Here is a 13,302-nt window from a genome sequence, read left to right as displayed (position 1 = left end):
ACCTAGGCGACCTGTCTACCTGCGGGTTTACACCACGACGGAATATGTCCAGTGGTTGCTTGACAAATCATCCAAAGGTGTCAAATACTGAGTGCAGAGCATATGACCTCAGTCACAGCCCCGTCGGGGCGAACGGATTAAGGAGGGCACCGTGAAGGGCCTGGCTTACATCGATGCGGACGGCAAGGAAGCCGTCTGGACCGACCACAAGAAGCGACTCTGGCTGTGGGGGCTGTTCGTTCCCACCGCCCTGTTCTTCGCGGTGGGGCTCATGGTGCTGCTCGGCATCGGCCACACGCCGCTCATGTACCTCGCGCCGGTGCTGTGGTGGATCGGGCCGCTGCTGCTGTACGTGATCCTCCCGATCGTCGACATCAAGGCCGGCGACGACGGCGAGAACCCGCCGGAGGAGGTGATGGAGGCCCTCGAGGAGTCCAAGTACTACCGCTGGCTGACCTACATCTTCCTGCCCTGCCACCTCGCCTCGCTGATCGCGATGTGCTACTTCCTCACCGCCGATGACCTCACCTGGCTGGGCGGCGTCTACTCCGACGGCGGCGGGCTCGGCCTGATCAGCCAGATCGGCGTGACCCTCAGCCTGGGCGTGGTCACCGGCATCGGTATCAACACCGGCCACGAGCTGGGCCACAAGAAGCCCGAGAACGAGCGTTGGATCGCCAAGCTCACCCTCGCGCCCGCCATGTACGGCCACTTCTTCATCGAGCACAACCGCGGCCACCACGTTCGCGTCGCCACCCCGGAGGACCCGGCCAGCGGCCGCTTCGGCGAGACCTTCTGGGAGTTCCTGCCGCGCAGCGTCTGGGGCAGCCTGAAGTCCTCGTGGAGCCTGGAGAAGACGCGCCTCGAGCGGCTCGGCAAGAGCCCGTGGACGCTGAAGAACGACGTGCTCAACGCCTGGATCATGACGGTCGTGCTGTACGGCGCGCTGACCGCGGTCTTCGGCTGGTACGTCCTGCCGTTCCTGATCATCCAGGGCGTGTACGGGTTCAGCCTGCTGGAGTCCGTGAACTACCTCGAGCACTACGGCCTGCTGCGGCAGAAGACCGCCTCCGGGCGCTACGAGCGCTGCGCCCCGAAGCACTCCTGGAACTCGGACCGCATCATCACCAACGTGTTCCTGTACCACCTGCAGCGCCACAGCGACCATCACGCGAACCCCACGCGCCGGTACCAGACGCTCCGGTCCTTCGAGGAGGCCCCGTCGCTGCCCCAGGGCTACGCCACGCTGATCGGCGTCACGTACTTCCCGCCCGTGTGGCGCAGGATCATGGACCAGCGCGTCCTCGACCACTATGACGGTGACATCACCAAGGTCAACATCCATCCCCGCGTCCGCGACAAGGTGCTCGCCAAGTACGGCGCCACCGCGACCGGAGAGCAGGCCGCCGCATGAGCTCCTATCAGTGCCCCGTGTGCGACTACGTCTACGACGAGGCCGTCGGCGCCCCCCGCGAGGGGTGGCCCGCCGGCACCACCTGGGACTCCATCCCCGACGACTGGAACTGCCCCGACTGCGGGGTCCGCGACAAGATCGACTTCGAACCGGTCTGACGCGCCGAACCCCCACCTCGCCGAGCCCTCCACCCGACGAGACCACCCGACGTGAAAGGAACCGATCATGAGTGACGCCCCCTTCAAGCTGTTCCGCTGCCTCCAGTGCGGCTTCGAGTACGACGAGGCCGAGGGCTGGCCCGAGGACGGCATCGAGCCCGGCACCCGCTGGGACGACATCCCGGACGACTGGTCGTGCCCCGACTGCGGCGCCGCCAAGGCCGATTTCGAGATGGTCGAGGTGTCCCGGGCATGAGCACCGACAGCGTGGTGATCGTCGGCACGGGCGTCGCGGGCGCCACCGCGGCCCTGGCGCTGCGGACCGGCGGATTCGACGGGGCCGTGACCCTCGTCGGGCGTGACCAGCACCTCCCGTACCGGCGGCCCACGCTGTCGAAGGACGTGCTCCTGACGGGGATGCCCGTCGAGAAGGCGCTCCTCAAGCCGGCGACGCACTGGGAGGACATCGGGGTCGCGGTCCGCACCGGGGTCGCCGTGACGGGCGGGGACACGGCCGCCCGCACGCTGGACCTGTCCGACGGTGCCGCACTCACCTACGGCTCGCTGGTCCTGGCGACCGGCGGCGCGGCGCGGGAGCTGCCCGGCCTGCCGCCGGCGCCCCGTGTGCGGTACCTGCGGGACTTCGCCGACGCCACCGCCCTGCGCGACGAGCTGGGCCGCGCCGGCAGTGTGATCGTCCTCGGCGCGGGGCTCATCGGATCCGAGGTGGCCTCGGCCGCGGCGAAGCTGGGCGCGACCGTCACCGTCGTCGAACCCGCGGCACTGCCGCTCGCCCGCGTCGTGCCGCCGTCGATCGGCGAGCGCCTCGCCGGCCTGCAGCGCGACGCCGGCGTGGACCTGCTCCTCGGCGTCCGCCCCGGCGCGATCACCGTCGACCCCGACCAGGTCTCCGTCGCCCTCCCCGGTGGCGCCGCCCTCGTCGCCGACCTCCTCGTGGTCGCGGTGGGCTCGAGCGCAGACACCGGGCTCGCCGAGCGCCTGGCCCTGCGGGTGGACGACGGTATCCTGGTGGACGAGCAGTACCGCACGTCCGCCGAGGGCGTCTACGCCGTCGGCGACTGCGCACGGGTGCCCAACCCGCTGGACGGGGGGACGTACCGCGCCGAGAACTGGTCGGCGGCACAGGACCAGGGCACGGCGGTCGCGCAGGTGCTCCTCGGCGGTGCGCCCGCCCCCACGGTCCCGTGGGGATGGTCGAACCAGTTCGGGGCGGTGCTGCAGTTCGCGGGGTGGCCCGCGGCGGACGACGAGCTGGAGGTGGACGGCGCCATGGACACTGCGAACGGTGAGCCCTTCTTCGCGCGGTGCCGGCGCGACGGTGCACTCGCGGGTGCCGTGGCGATGGGCCGGCCCAAGGAGCTGCGGGCGGTCCGCGGCGAGCTGTCCGAGCAGATCGCGGCGGCGGTCGCGCGATGACCGTCCTCGTCGGGCGCGATGCCGCTGATGCCGCGCCCAAGCAATCGGTGCGGGATCAGGCGCTCGACGCGGTCAGCGGCGTCCTCAGCGGGCGGGAGTGGTCGGCGGTCACGATGGCCGCCGTCGCCCGCGAGGCGGGCGTCAGCCGGCAGACCCTCTACAACGAGTTCGGCTCCCGCAAGGGCATGGCCGTCGCCTACGTCACCCGATTCGTCGACGGCCTGCTCGCCTACGTACAGGAGCGGATCGACGCCAACCCCGGCGAGATCGATGCGGCGGTCGAGGACGCCATGCGCGGCGTCTTCCAGATCGGTATGGGCGACCCCGTGGTCATCAACATCGTGGGACCGAACCCCCACCGCGACCTCATGGGGATCGTGACGATCGACGGCACGCCGATCATGCAGCGCGCTTCCGAGGGGCTCGCGGAGATCCTCGCGATGAGCTGGGCGCAGGTCCGCCGGGCGGATGCGCAGGTCGCCGCCGCCGTCCTCGTGCGGCTCGCGTTCAGCCACCTCACGATGCCGATCGAGGGCCCCGAGGAGGCGGCGCGCGAGGTCTCCGCGGTGCTCTCGCCCTTCCTCACCCAGGCCGTCCGCGCCTGAGCCCCGTCCGTCAGGGGCGTGGGCAGTCGGCGCAGCGACCGAAGATCTCCAGCGTGTGCGTCACGTCGGTGAAGCCGTGCGCGGCGGCGGTCCGCGCGGACCACGCCTCGACGGCCCGGTCGGTCACCTCGACGGTGCGCCCGCACTCGCGGCAGACCAGATGGTGATGGTGCTCGTCGGAGCACAGCCGGAACAGGGCCTCGCCGCTGTCCGTCCGCAGGGTGTCCACGGCGCCCGCGTCCGCCATCGCCTGCAGATTCCGGTACACGGTGGTCAGCCCGATCGACTCGCCGTCCGCGCGCAGTTGCTCGTGCAGTTCCTGGGCCGATTTGAACTCCGAGACCGACTGCAGCGCCTGCGTGATGGCGCCGCGCTGTTTCGTTGCGCGAACACCCGTGCCCTTGGCGGCGTGGGTCGTCACCATCAGGCTCCCGGCCGCTCGGTGGCGTGCGCGACCGCATCGACCACGATGTGCGCGAGGTGATCGTCGACCAGGCGGTAGACGATCTCGCGGCCGTTGCGCTCGCCGCGCACGACGCCGGCCGACTTGAGCACGCGCAGGTGCTGGCTGACGAGGGGCTGGGTCACGCCGAGGGCGTCGACCAGCTGGTGCACGCACAGCTCGGAGTGCATGAGCTCGAGCACGATGGAGATCCGCACCGGCGCGGCCAGGGCGCGCAGCAGGTCGCCCGTGGCGGTGAGCACCTCGGGATCGGGCTGGGTGCGCGGCGGGGCCTCGGGGTCGACGGGGCAGTCGGCGACGAGCGCGGTCGGGACGATGTCGGTGGGAATGGGACGCCTCCTCTTATCAACAATCATTTTCATATGCGGGATCGGCCACGTCAAGCCGCCGGGCGGGAGGCGTCCCATCGCGCCGCGGGCCGGGGCGCGAACGGTAGAGTCGGTGCGTACGTTTTTCTGGTCTCACAACCCGTCGGAGATGAAGCGCGCCGTGGCCAAAGCAACCAAAGTCGATACCGTCGCCAACCTGTGCAAGCGCAGGGGACTGGTCTTCCAGTCGGGTGAGATCTACGGCGGAACGAAGTCGGCCTGGGACTACGGCCCGCTGGGCGTGGAGCTCAAGGAGAACATCAAGAAGCAGTGGTGGCGCAACATGATCACCTCGCGCGACGACGTGGTGGGCCTCGACAGCGCCATCATCCTGCCCCGTCAGGTGTGGGTGGCCTCCGGCCACGTCTCGGTGTTCAACGATCCGCTGGTCGAGTGCCTGAACTGCCACAAGCGGCACCGTCAGGACCACCTGCAGGAGGCGTACGCCGAGAAGCGCGCCGCCAAGGGTGAGGAGATCGACCCGGACGACGTGCCGATGACGGAGATCGTCTGCCCCGACTGCGGCACCAAGGGGCAGTGGACCGAGCCCCGCGACTTCAACATGATGCTCAAGACGTACCTCGGCCCGATCGAGTCGGAGGAGGGGCTGCACTACCTGCGGCCCGAGACCGCGCAGGGCATCTTCGTGAACTTCAAGAACGTGATGACCACGGCGCGCAAGAAGCCGCCGTTCGGCATCGGCCAGATCGGCAAGAGCTTCCGCAACGAGATCACGCCCGGCAACTTCATCTTCCGGACCCGCGAGTTCGAGCAGATGGAGATGGAGTTCTTCGTCAAGCCGGGCGACGACGATCAGTGGCACCAGTACTGGATCGACTACCGCCTGAAGTGGTACACGGACCTGGGTATCGATCCGGAGAACCTGCGCCTGTTCACGCACCCGCAGGAGAAGCTGAGCCACTACTCGAAGGGCACCGTCGACATCGAGTACCGCTTCGAGTTCGCGGGCAGCGAATGGGGCGAGCTCGAGGGCATCGCCAACCGCACCGACTTCGACCTCAGCACGCACACGGAGCACTCGGGCGAGTCGCTCGAGTACTTCGACCAGCAGTCGGGCGAGCGCTACACGCCGTACGTCATCGAGCCCGCGGCGGGCCTCACCCGCTCGCTCATGGCCTTCCTGGTGGACGCCTACACCGAGGAGGAGGTGCCGAAGGCCAACGGCGGCACCGACACCCGCGTGGTGCTCAAGCTCGACCGGCGCCTCGCCCCGGTCAAGGTCGCCGTCCTGCCACTCTCCCGCGACGAGAAGCTCTCGCCCAAGGCCCGCGAGCTGTCCGCGCAGCTGCGCCAGTTCTGGAACGTCGACTTCGACGACGCCCAGGGCATCGGCAAGCGCTACCGCCGCCAGGACGAGATCGGCACGCCGTTCTGCGTCACCGTCGACTTCGACACGCTCGAGGACGAGTCCGTGACCGTGCGCGAACGCGACACGATGGAGCAGGAGCGGGTGCCGCTCGCGGAGATCCAGCAGTACCTGGCCGCGCGCCTCGCCGGCTGCTGACGCCGAGCCGAGAACCGAACGACCGAGGCCGCCCACCCCGCGCGGGGTGGGCGGCCTCGGACGTTCCGGGACGGCTAGCCGCAGGTGATCTCGACGCGGAACTTCTTGGTGCTCAGGTCCGCGGCGCGGGCCTCGCCGGTGATCGTGTACCGGTTGCCGGCCTTCGAGGCCCTCGCCGAGCCGACCTTCCCGACGGGCGTGTTCAGCACCGTCATCACGTTCCCGCCGGTGGCGATGAACAGGCTGTTCACCGTGGGCGGGTTGCCCTCGGTGAGCATGGCGCCGACGCCGCGGGCGGTCTGCACGCTGCCCGAGCCGACCGTGATGCCGTCTCCGTTGCGCGAACACCCGGCGTTGACGTATTCGGCCGCGGTCTCGGCCTTGCCGTCGATCTCGACCACGGTGCTGGAGTCGGTGTTGGGGGAGGTGCACGCCGCGAGCGCCACCAGGGTGCAGCCCGCGAGGGCGACTGCCGCTTTCTTCATGCGATCACCGTACCGGGGGATCGCGGCAGGTCCGACGCGCCGCACCAACCGGGTCGCACCGTCCCACTATGGGATACTCGACGTATGACGAACGGCAAGGTGGTCCATTTCGACACGCAGCGCGGCTTCGGCTTCCTCGCGCCGGACGCGGGGGGCGAGGACGTCTTCCTCCACGTGAACGACATCGACTTCGACGAGTCGGCGCTGCGGCCCGGGACCGCCGTGACCTTCGAGGTGGAGAAGGGCGACAAGGGGCTCAAGGCCGTGAACGTCGCCGTCGTCGGCGGTGCGCCCGCCGCCGCGCCCCGGCGCGACAACCGGGACCAGCGCGACGGTCGGGGCGATCGCCGCGACCACGCGCCGCGTCGCGACGCCGCCCCGCGGCCCGTCGCCGGTGCGCTCGACATGCAGTCCTTCGTCGACGAGCTCACCGAGCTCCTGCTCGACTCCTCGAACGATCTGACCGCCGGCCAGATCATCGAGATCCGCCAGCGGATCGCCGATTTCGCCTTCGCGCGCGGCTGGGTCACCGAGTAGGTGCCGCTGCTGCCCGGGCCGGCCGCCTATCAGCCGGCCGACGTCGAACGCCTCGTCGCCGAACCTCCGAAGACGGCCGGCCTCGAGGCGGATACGGAGCCCACGCTGTTCTCGGGCCCGCAGTGGGAGGCCCTGCGCTGGGAGGGGCACAGCTCCGCGTTCGCGCGGGACCGGGCGCGGGTGCTGCACAGTGCCGCGCTGCGCCGTCTCGCCGATAAGACGCAGGTCGTGGGCCCGCGCGAGGGTGATACGCCGCGCACCCGGCTCACCCACTCGCTCGAGGTCAGCCAGATCGGCCGCGGTATCGCCCTCGGCATCGGCTGCGACCCGGACCTGGTGGACCTCGCGGGCCTCGCCCACGACATCGGGCACCCGCCGTACGGGCACAACGGCGAGCGGGCACTCGACGAGGTCGCCCGGAACATCGGCGGCTTCGAGGGCAATGCGCAGAACCTGCGGATCCTCACCCGGCTCGAACCCAAGGTGCTGAACGCCGCGGGGGAGTCCGTGGGCCTCAATCTCACCCGCGCGGCCCTCGACGCCGCCACCAAGTACCCGTGGCTGCGCCGCGAGCCCGGCGGCAAGTTCGGCGTCTACGACGACGACGCGCACGTCCTGGAGTGGATGCGCGGCGGCGAGGACGGGCCGCACGGCACCCGCCAGTGCCTCGAATCGCAGGTCATGGACTGGTCCGACGACGTCGCCTACTCCGTGCACGACGTCGAGGACGGCGTGCTGTCGGGCCGCCTCGACCTGCGCGCGCTCTCGTCGCCCGCGGAGGTGCGCAGCCTCTCCGGCTTCGGCGCGAGCAGCTTCCGCGGCGCCGAGGCGGCCGAACTGGAGGAGGCGGGCGCCCGGCTCGCCTCCTTCGAGGTGGTCGCCGCGGCCGCGAAGTACGACGGGGGCCTCGCCACCTCGGTGGCGCTCAAGCGCATGACCAGCGAGCTGGTGGGGCGCTTCGCCTCCGCCGCGATCGACGCGACCCGCGCCGCCACGGGCAACGAGCCGGTGTGCCGCTACGAGGCGGACGTCGAGGTGCCCCCGTCCGTCCGCGCCGAGGTGATCCTGCTGAAAACGATGGCGCTGCAGTACATCTACTCGAATCAGCTGCACCTGGCCATCCAACAGGGTCAGCGCGACCGGATCCTTCGCGTGGCCGACTACCTGATGGGCGCGTCACCGTCGAACATCGATCCGCTCTACTCCCCGGCCTACCTGGCCGCCGACTCCGACGCCGTGCGCCTGCGCGTGGTCGTCGACCAGATCGCGTCGATGACCGAGACGCGTCTCGAGCGGCTCGACGAGGTGGTCCTAGCCGCTCCGGCACTCGAGTACTGAGTGCGTCTACGGTTGTTCGAATCCGAGGCTTGATCCGTTGTAGTAGGTCACGACGGGGTTCCCGGTGGAGACAGATGCGGCGAGCAACGATCTGAGGTCATCCAGAGTCGAGTCTGTTGCCAAGTACGGGACCGTCCTGCGCTCGATTCTCAGAATGTCTGGGACGTAGGGCTTCCGGCGATCGAGGCTGTGGTTGTACGGGAAGAACGAATACGCGGGGGCCCAGCACCACGTCGGATAGTGTCCGTCTTCGGGGATGAAGAAGGTTCGGTAGAGGCGGGTCCGTCCGATTTCAAGAGCCGGTGCGTGGGTGTCCTGCTCGATTCGAAGAGTTCGGCTTCTGATCGCTTCATAGCCGGAGGTTCCGTAGTCGCGCACCACGAAATGATCGTTCTCAATACCGAGTTCGAGCACACCGGAGATCTTTCCGTCGGGATACGAATGGCTACCGATTCGCTTGAAAACGCCCACTTCGTCTGTGCCCATACCGTCGAGAGGTGCGGACGCCCGTCCGTCGGGGGCGATCAAGACTCGGGTCTGGATCGGTGGAAGGCCGGCGAGGAGATTCTCCATCTCGGCGAGCGCGGTCCTGGCCTCGCCGTACGAAATATGGACGGTTGCAGCAGACTCGGCCGCTCGGCGGGTCAGGATTCGCCGAAGAGTTGGGTGCTGCTTCTTCGGCAGGGCGATCGTGGATTCACGTTCGACCGCGCCCCACTTGTACCAGAGGCACTGCGAGAATCTCATGTCCGGGTGTGTGCACGCGGTTTCGCGCCATTCCCACAGATCTCCGGGGGAATCCTCGGGATTCCGGTCGACTTTCCGCTTGACGTTGCCGTAAGCGTCATGGTCGAGAAGTTCGCGCGGGATCGGAGGCTCAGAGGTGAGGCCTGCGCGGAAGCAGACGCATGCGACGTACATCTCCCGCTCGCTCATCCAAGTAGTGTGGCATCCGACCTGCTCGGGTTCCACGAGTTTCCGGAAGGATGCGTGTGAGGAGCCTTCGCGTTCTGAGTGACTGCAACGCTCCGCGTTGTGCGGCGCGTGCACCACGCAACGTAGACTCGAACCCGTGGTCGGCAGAATCCCGGAGCGTGACATCGCGGCGATCCGCGACCGTGCGCGCATCGAGGACGTCGTCGGCGAGTACGTTGCCCTGCGGCCCGCTGGCGTGGGGTCGATGAAGGGCCTGTGCCCGTTCCACGACGAGAAGACCCCCAGCTTCCACGTGCGCCCCACCCAGGGCTTCTTCCACTGCTTCGGCTGCGGCGAGGGCGGCGACGTCATCTCGTTCCTGCAGAAGATCGAGCACGTGCCCTTCGTGGAGGCCGTCGAGCAGCTCGCCGACAAGGTGGGCATCCAGATCACCTACGAGGGCGGCGGCCCAGGGCCGAAGCAGGACCGCGGCACCCGCATGCGGCTCGTGGCCGCCAACGCCGCCGCGCAGAAGTTCTACGCCGAGCAGTTGCGCACCCCCGAGGCGGAGATCGCTCGGAAGTACCTCACCGACCGGGAGTTCACGGAGGAGGACGCGGCCTTCTACGGCTGCGGCTACGCCCCGTCGGGGTGGGACACGATGACGAAGGCGCTGCTGCGGCAGGGCTTCGACGTCAAGGAGCTGGAGGCCGCCGGCCTCACCAAGCCCGGGCAGCGGGGGCCGATCGACCGCTTCCACCGGCGGTTGCTGTGGCCCATCAAGAACCTCGGCGGCGACGTGATCGGCTTCGGCGCCCGCAAGCTGTTCGACGACGACAACCTCGGCAAGTACATGAACACCAACGAGACCATGCTCTACAAGAAGTCGCAGGTGCTGTTCGGTCTCGACCACGCGAAGAAGCACATCGCCAAGGGGCACCAGGTGGTGGTCGTCGAGGGTTACACCGACGTCATGGCCATGCACGCGGCGGGCGTCGAGACCGCCGTCGCGTCGTGCGGCACCGCGTTCGGCGAGGAGCACGTCTCGCTGGTCCGGCGGCTCATGATGGACGACAGCTACTTCCGCGGCGAGGTGATCTACACCTTCGACGGCGACGATGCCGGGCGGGCCGCCGCGATGAAGGCCTTCGACGGCGACCAGAAGATCGCCGGCCAGACCTTCGTCGCCGTCGCGCCCGACGGTATGGACCCCTGTGAACTGCGGCAGAAGCACGGCGACGAGGCCGTGCGCGACCTCATCGCTCAGCGCGTCCCCATGTTCGAGTTCGCGGTGAAGACGCTGATCACCGAGTTCGACCTCGATACCGCCGAGGGGCGCGTGCACGCCCTGCGCCGGTCGGTGCCCGTGGTCGCCCGGATCAAGGACATGGCGCTGCGGGACGAATACGCCCGGCAGCTCGCCGGCTGGGTCGGCTGGGAGGACGTGACGCAGGTGTTGCGCCGCGTGCGCGAGGAGTCCGCGCGGATCCGCCGCGGCGAGGGGCGTCCCGGGCCGGGCGCACCGGCACCGTCGACCAACCGGTTCCGCGAGCCCGCGGCGGCCGCTCCCGTGCCCCCGCCGACGCCGGCGGGGCCCCAGCGCCCCAACCCGGCCGACCCGGTGCTGTGGGTGCAGCGCGAGGTCCTCAAGGCCGCGCTGCAGGTGCCGTCGCTGGCGGGCATGGTCTTCGACGCGCTCTCCGACGACATGTTCACCGACCCCGCCTACCGCCAGGTGCGGCTGGCGATCGAGGCGGCGGGTGGCATCGCGGCCGGTCTCGGCGGCCCGGAGTGGGTCGACACCGTGGTGCGCCACGTCGACGGTCCCGTGCTGGAGCCGCTGGTCACCGAGCTCGCGGTCGAGCCGATGCAGGTCGCGGGGGATCCGTCGCCGCGGTACGTCGAGTCGGTGATGGCGCGGCTGCAGGAGGTCTGGGTCGGAGCGCAGGTCGCCGACCTGAAGTCGAAGCTGCGCCGCATGTCGCCCAATTCCGACGGTGACTACAACCGCCTGTTCGGCGATCTCGTGGCGCTCGAGAGCTACCGCCAGAGTCTGCTCAAGATGGCCGTGGGTGATTCGGCGTTCTGACGCGCCGACGCATCAGTCCAGATCGGTCTTGGGGGAGTAGATCACCGTCTGCGCGTCGATCTCGCGCATGGTGCGCATCTTCGGATCGGGATTGAGCTGCTCGGCGAGCTTGCGGCGGCCGATCTCCACGGCCTTCTTCGTCGCCGGGCTGGTGGCGATGGCCTTCGCGGTGCGGTTGATCTGCTCGTACCGGCGGCGTCCGGCCTTGGTGCCCAGCACGTAGCCGGCGCCTGCGGCGATAACCAGTCGCATCATGCCGCCACTGTACCGGCCGCGGGCCCGCTCCGGCGGGCGGTCCCCGGCCGATAGGCTCGATCCATGAGCTCGTACCCGCCCGCGCAGACCACCGCAGAGTTCGAGGCCAACATCGCCGAGGTGATGCGCCGCATCGATGCCGCGGCGGCCCGGGCGGGGCGGTCACCGTCGGACGTACGCCTGCTCCCCGTCAGCAAGACGGTGCCCCAGGAACGGCTGCGGCTCGCCGTCGCCGCGGGCTGCCGCGAGCTCGGGGAGAACAAGGTGCAGGAGGCCAAGCGCAAGAGCGCGGAGATGGCCGATCTCGACGTCTCCTGGGCCGTCATCGGGCATCTGCAGACCAACAAGGCCAAGGACGTCGCCGCCGTCGCCGCGGAGTTCCAGGCCCTCGACAGCGTGCGCGTCGCGGAGGCGCTCGACCGCCGGCTGCAGGCGCTGGGCCGGGGGCTGGACGTCTACGTGCAGGTGAACACGTCGGCCGAGGAGCAGAAGTACGGACTGCCGCCGGCCGAGGTGCCCGCCTTCCTCACCGAGCTGCCCGCCTTCACCTCGCTCCGGGTGCGGGGATTCATGACGCTCGCCGAGTTCTCGTCCGACGAGGAGCGGGTGCGCGCCTGCTTCCGGCGGCTGCGCGACGTCCGGGACCGGGCCGTGCAGGACTGGCCCGAGGCGGTGGAGCTGTCGATGGGCATGTCGGGCGACTACGAGGTCGCCGTCGAGGAGGGCTCGACGTGCGTCCGCGTCGGCCAGGCGATCTTCGGCTCGCGCGCGCTGCCCGACAGTCACTACTGGCCCGAGGGGCAGTAATCTTCCCCCTGTGCTGACCGACGACGAGGACCGCCAGTTCACCGCCGCCGACATCGCCGAGCTCCTGGCGGTCGTCGTCGCGCTGGGGCTGCTCTTCTGGCTGCTCGAACCGCTCGATCCGTGGCTGAAGTACCCGGCGATCCTGCTCGGCTCCGTCGCCGTGCTCGCGGTGTGGCGGGGCGTGCGCAGGGTGATCGAGAAGCGCGGCGGCGGGCGCGCGGGCGGGATCGCGCCGCTCCAGTTGGCCGAGACCGCGCCGGGCGAGCACTCGCTGATCCTGGTGGCCGGCGGCACCCCGTCCGACGATGCCGTCGCCGCGCTCGGCCACGAGCCGAACGGCTACTTCTGGCAGGGAGTCGCCGAACGGATCCTGCCGGAGCAGATGCGCACGGGAATCCGGTTCGACAGCGAGGCGGGCATGTTCAGCGCGCGGAGCGACAAGGAGACCCTGGTGATCCTCGGCTCGGAGATGGCCCGGATCGTGAACGATCCCGCGCGGCTGCGCGAGGTGGTGGCGGCCGCGGAGGCCGACGGCTTCGTCTTCGACGACTGACCGGGGAGGGATCGTGCTCGGTCTCGTGCGGTCGTGCTCGGCGCATCTCGATCCCGAGGTCCGGCAGCGGTGGCGCGCCCACCTGTGCGGCCTGTGCCTGACGCTCCGCGACACCGCCGGGCAGTCCGCGCGGGTGTGCACCGACACCGACGCCGCGCTCCTCTCCGCGCTCGTCGAGGCGCAGCAGCCCCGGCCGGCCGCCACCCGCACCGCGGGCCCCTGCGCGCTGCGCGGGATGCGGCGCGCCGAGGTGATCGCGCCGGCGGAGCTCGGCGTCAGGCTGGGGGCCACGGCGGCGCTGACGCTGGCGGCCGCGAAGGTCGGCGACCGTGCGGCCGAGCGCGAGGCGGGGC

General features: G+C 69.8%; 17 protein-coding genes. 12 read left to right on the top strand and 5 right to left on the bottom strand.

Going from position 1 to position 13,302, the window contains the following annotated elements; genetic code table 11:
- Positions 1 to 151 precede the first annotated feature (151 nt).
- From ACNAYW_RS13140 to ACNAYW_RS13120, 5 genes are all read left to right on the top strand, one after another.
- Complete coding sequence (locus ACNAYW_RS13140; protein ID WP_415850140.1) at positions 152 to 1,414, top strand: alkane 1-monooxygenase; 1,263 nt, start codon at positions 152 to 154, stop codon at positions 1,412 to 1,414.
- Entirely contained in the window at positions 1,411 to 1,572 is a 162-nt protein-coding gene (locus ACNAYW_RS13135; RefSeq protein ID WP_415850139.1) for a rubredoxin, read from the top strand. Before ACNAYW_RS13140 ends, ACNAYW_RS13135 begins: the two co-directional genes overlap by 4 nt.
- A gap of 67 nt (positions 1,573 to 1,639) precedes the next feature.
- The gene (locus tag ACNAYW_RS13130; protein WP_068521261.1) at positions 1,640 to 1,828 is read left to right on the top strand and encodes a rubredoxin; all 189 of its coding nucleotides are present in this window, start codon (positions 1,640 to 1,642) and stop codon (positions 1,826 to 1,828) included.
- On the top strand, positions 1,825 to 3,009 hold the full coding sequence (locus ACNAYW_RS13125; protein WP_415850138.1) for an NAD(P)/FAD-dependent oxidoreductase: 1,185 nt from the start codon (positions 1,825 to 1,827) through the stop codon (positions 3,007 to 3,009). The genes ACNAYW_RS13130 and ACNAYW_RS13125 overlap by 4 nt, the downstream gene beginning before the upstream one ends.
- Entirely contained in the window at positions 3,006 to 3,614 is a 609-nt protein-coding gene (locus ACNAYW_RS13120; RefSeq protein WP_415850137.1) for a TetR/AcrR family transcriptional regulator, read from the top strand. Before ACNAYW_RS13125 ends, ACNAYW_RS13120 begins: the two co-directional genes overlap by 4 nt.
- A gap of 10 nt (positions 3,615 to 3,624) precedes the next feature.
- Here the strand turns inward: ACNAYW_RS13120 and ACNAYW_RS13115 are convergent, their stop codons facing one another.
- Positions 3,625 to 4,038: a Fur family transcriptional regulator gene (locus ACNAYW_RS13115; RefSeq protein WP_146486589.1), complete on the bottom strand. Its 414-nt coding sequence runs from the start codon at positions 4,036 to 4,038 to the stop codon at positions 3,625 to 3,627.
- Positions 4,038 to 4,439 (bottom strand): ArsR/SmtB family transcription factor, encoded by a 402-nt coding sequence (locus ACNAYW_RS13110; RefSeq protein WP_415850136.1) that lies wholly within the window; start codon positions 4,437 to 4,439, stop codon positions 4,038 to 4,040. Before ACNAYW_RS13110 ends, ACNAYW_RS13115 begins: the two co-directional genes overlap by 1 nt.
- Before the next feature lie 127 nt (positions 4,440 to 4,566).
- Here ACNAYW_RS13110 and ACNAYW_RS13105 point away from each other — a divergent pair, with 127 nt between their 5' ends.
- Positions 4,567 to 5,970 carry a glycine--tRNA ligase gene (locus ACNAYW_RS13105; protein WP_415850135.1) on the top strand — a complete coding sequence of 468 codons (1,404 nt, stop codon included), beginning with the start codon at positions 4,567 to 4,569 and terminating at the stop codon, positions 5,968 to 5,970.
- A 74-nt stretch (positions 5,971 to 6,044) separates the two neighbouring features.
- Here ACNAYW_RS13105 and ACNAYW_RS13100 read toward each other — a convergent pair whose 3' ends face one another.
- Positions 6,045 to 6,455 (bottom strand): lipoprotein LpqH, encoded by a 411-nt coding sequence (locus ACNAYW_RS13100; RefSeq protein ID WP_415850134.1) that lies wholly within the window; start codon positions 6,453 to 6,455, stop codon positions 6,045 to 6,047.
- 84 nt (positions 6,456 to 6,539) lie between these two features.
- Here ACNAYW_RS13100 and ACNAYW_RS13095 point away from each other — a divergent pair, with 84 nt between their 5' ends.
- Together ACNAYW_RS13095 and ACNAYW_RS13090 are read left to right on the top strand one after the other, a co-directional pair.
- Complete coding sequence (locus ACNAYW_RS13095) at positions 6,540 to 6,992, top strand: cold-shock protein (RefSeq protein ID WP_415850133.1); 453 nt, start codon at positions 6,540 to 6,542, stop codon at positions 6,990 to 6,992.
- On the top strand, positions 6,993 to 8,330 hold the full coding sequence (locus tag ACNAYW_RS13090; protein ID WP_415850132.1) for a deoxyguanosinetriphosphate triphosphohydrolase: 1,338 nt from the start codon (positions 6,993 to 6,995) through the stop codon (positions 8,328 to 8,330).
- A 6-nt stretch (positions 8,331 to 8,336) separates the two neighbouring features.
- Here ACNAYW_RS13090 and ACNAYW_RS13085 read toward each other — a convergent pair whose 3' ends face one another.
- Positions 8,337 to 9,266 carry a hypothetical protein gene (locus ACNAYW_RS13085; protein WP_415850131.1) on the bottom strand — a complete coding sequence of 310 codons (930 nt, stop codon included), beginning with the start codon at positions 9,264 to 9,266 and terminating at the stop codon, positions 8,337 to 8,339.
- A 136-nt stretch (positions 9,267 to 9,402) separates the two neighbouring features.
- Between ACNAYW_RS13085 and dnaG the strand changes: the two genes are divergently transcribed.
- Entirely contained in the window at positions 9,403 to 11,334 is a 1,932-nt protein-coding gene (gene dnaG, locus ACNAYW_RS13080; protein ID WP_415850130.1) for a DNA primase, read from the top strand.
- 12 nt (positions 11,335 to 11,346) lie between these two features.
- Here dnaG and ACNAYW_RS13075 read toward each other — a convergent pair whose 3' ends face one another.
- Positions 11,347 to 11,589 carry a hypothetical protein gene (locus ACNAYW_RS13075; RefSeq protein ID WP_068521248.1) on the bottom strand — a complete coding sequence of 81 codons (243 nt, stop codon included), beginning with the start codon at positions 11,587 to 11,589 and terminating at the stop codon, positions 11,347 to 11,349.
- 63 nt (positions 11,590 to 11,652) lie between these two features.
- Here ACNAYW_RS13075 and ACNAYW_RS13070 point away from each other — a divergent pair, with 63 nt between their 5' ends.
- The 3 genes from ACNAYW_RS13070 to ACNAYW_RS13060 form a co-directional block, all read left to right on the top strand.
- Positions 11,653 to 12,396 (top strand): YggS family pyridoxal phosphate-dependent enzyme, encoded by a 744-nt coding sequence (locus ACNAYW_RS13070; protein WP_415850129.1) that lies wholly within the window; start codon positions 11,653 to 11,655, stop codon positions 12,394 to 12,396.
- A 10-nt stretch (positions 12,397 to 12,406) separates the two neighbouring features.
- A complete protein-coding gene (locus tag ACNAYW_RS13065) occupies positions 12,407 to 12,949 on the top strand; it encodes an Imm51 family immunity protein (RefSeq protein WP_415850128.1) in 543 nt (180 codons plus the stop codon).
- A 13-nt stretch (positions 12,950 to 12,962) separates the two neighbouring features.
- A partial coding sequence (locus tag ACNAYW_RS13060) for a DUF5685 family protein (protein ID WP_415850127.1) occupies positions 12,963 to 13,302 on the top strand: 340 nt, incomplete at its 3' end.

Source organism: Tsukamurella ocularis (assembly GCF_965138335.1).
Taxonomy (GTDB): domain Bacteria; phylum Actinomycetota; class Actinomycetes; order Mycobacteriales; family Mycobacteriaceae; genus Tsukamurella; species Tsukamurella ocularis_A.
Note: the sequence above shows the minus strand (reverse complement) of the source record. Positions and strands in the feature narration are given on the sequence as shown.

Excerpts from the sequence above, each read along its gene's own strand:
- ACNAYW_RS13115 (WP_146486589.1), bottom strand. The coding sequence starts at position 4,038 with ATGGTGACGACCCACGCCGCCAAGGGCACGGGTGTTCGCGCAACGAAA.
- ACNAYW_RS13110 (WP_415850136.1), bottom strand. The coding sequence starts at position 4,439 with ATGAAAATGATTGTTGATAAGAGGAGGCGTCCCATTCCCACCGACATC.
- ACNAYW_RS13095 (WP_415850133.1), top strand. The coding sequence starts at position 6,540 with ATGACGAACGGCAAGGTGGTCCATTTCGACACGCAGCGCGGCTTCGGC.
- ACNAYW_RS13075 (WP_068521248.1), bottom strand. The coding sequence starts at position 11,589 with ATGATGCGACTGGTTATCGCCGCAGGCGCCGGCTACGTGCTGGGCACC.
- ACNAYW_RS13085 (WP_415850131.1), bottom strand. The coding sequence starts at position 9,266 with ATGAGCGAGCGGGAGATGTACGTCGCATGCGTCTGCTTCCGCGCAGGC.
- ACNAYW_RS13130 (WP_068521261.1), top strand. The coding sequence starts at position 1,640 with ATGAGTGACGCCCCCTTCAAGCTGTTCCGCTGCCTCCAGTGCGGCTTC.
- ACNAYW_RS13100 (WP_415850134.1), bottom strand. The coding sequence starts at position 6,455 with ATGAAGAAAGCGGCAGTCGCCCTCGCGGGCTGCACCCTGGTGGCGCTC.
- ACNAYW_RS13135 (WP_415850139.1), top strand. The coding sequence starts at position 1,411 with ATGAGCTCCTATCAGTGCCCCGTGTGCGACTACGTCTACGACGAGGCC.
- ACNAYW_RS13125 (WP_415850138.1), top strand. The coding sequence starts at position 1,825 with ATGAGCACCGACAGCGTGGTGATCGTCGGCACGGGCGTCGCGGGCGCC.
- ACNAYW_RS13120 (WP_415850137.1), top strand. The coding sequence starts at position 3,006 with ATGACCGTCCTCGTCGGGCGCGATGCCGCTGATGCCGCGCCCAAGCAA.
- ACNAYW_RS13070 (WP_415850129.1), top strand. The coding sequence starts at position 11,653 with ATGAGCTCGTACCCGCCCGCGCAGACCACCGCAGAGTTCGAGGCCAAC.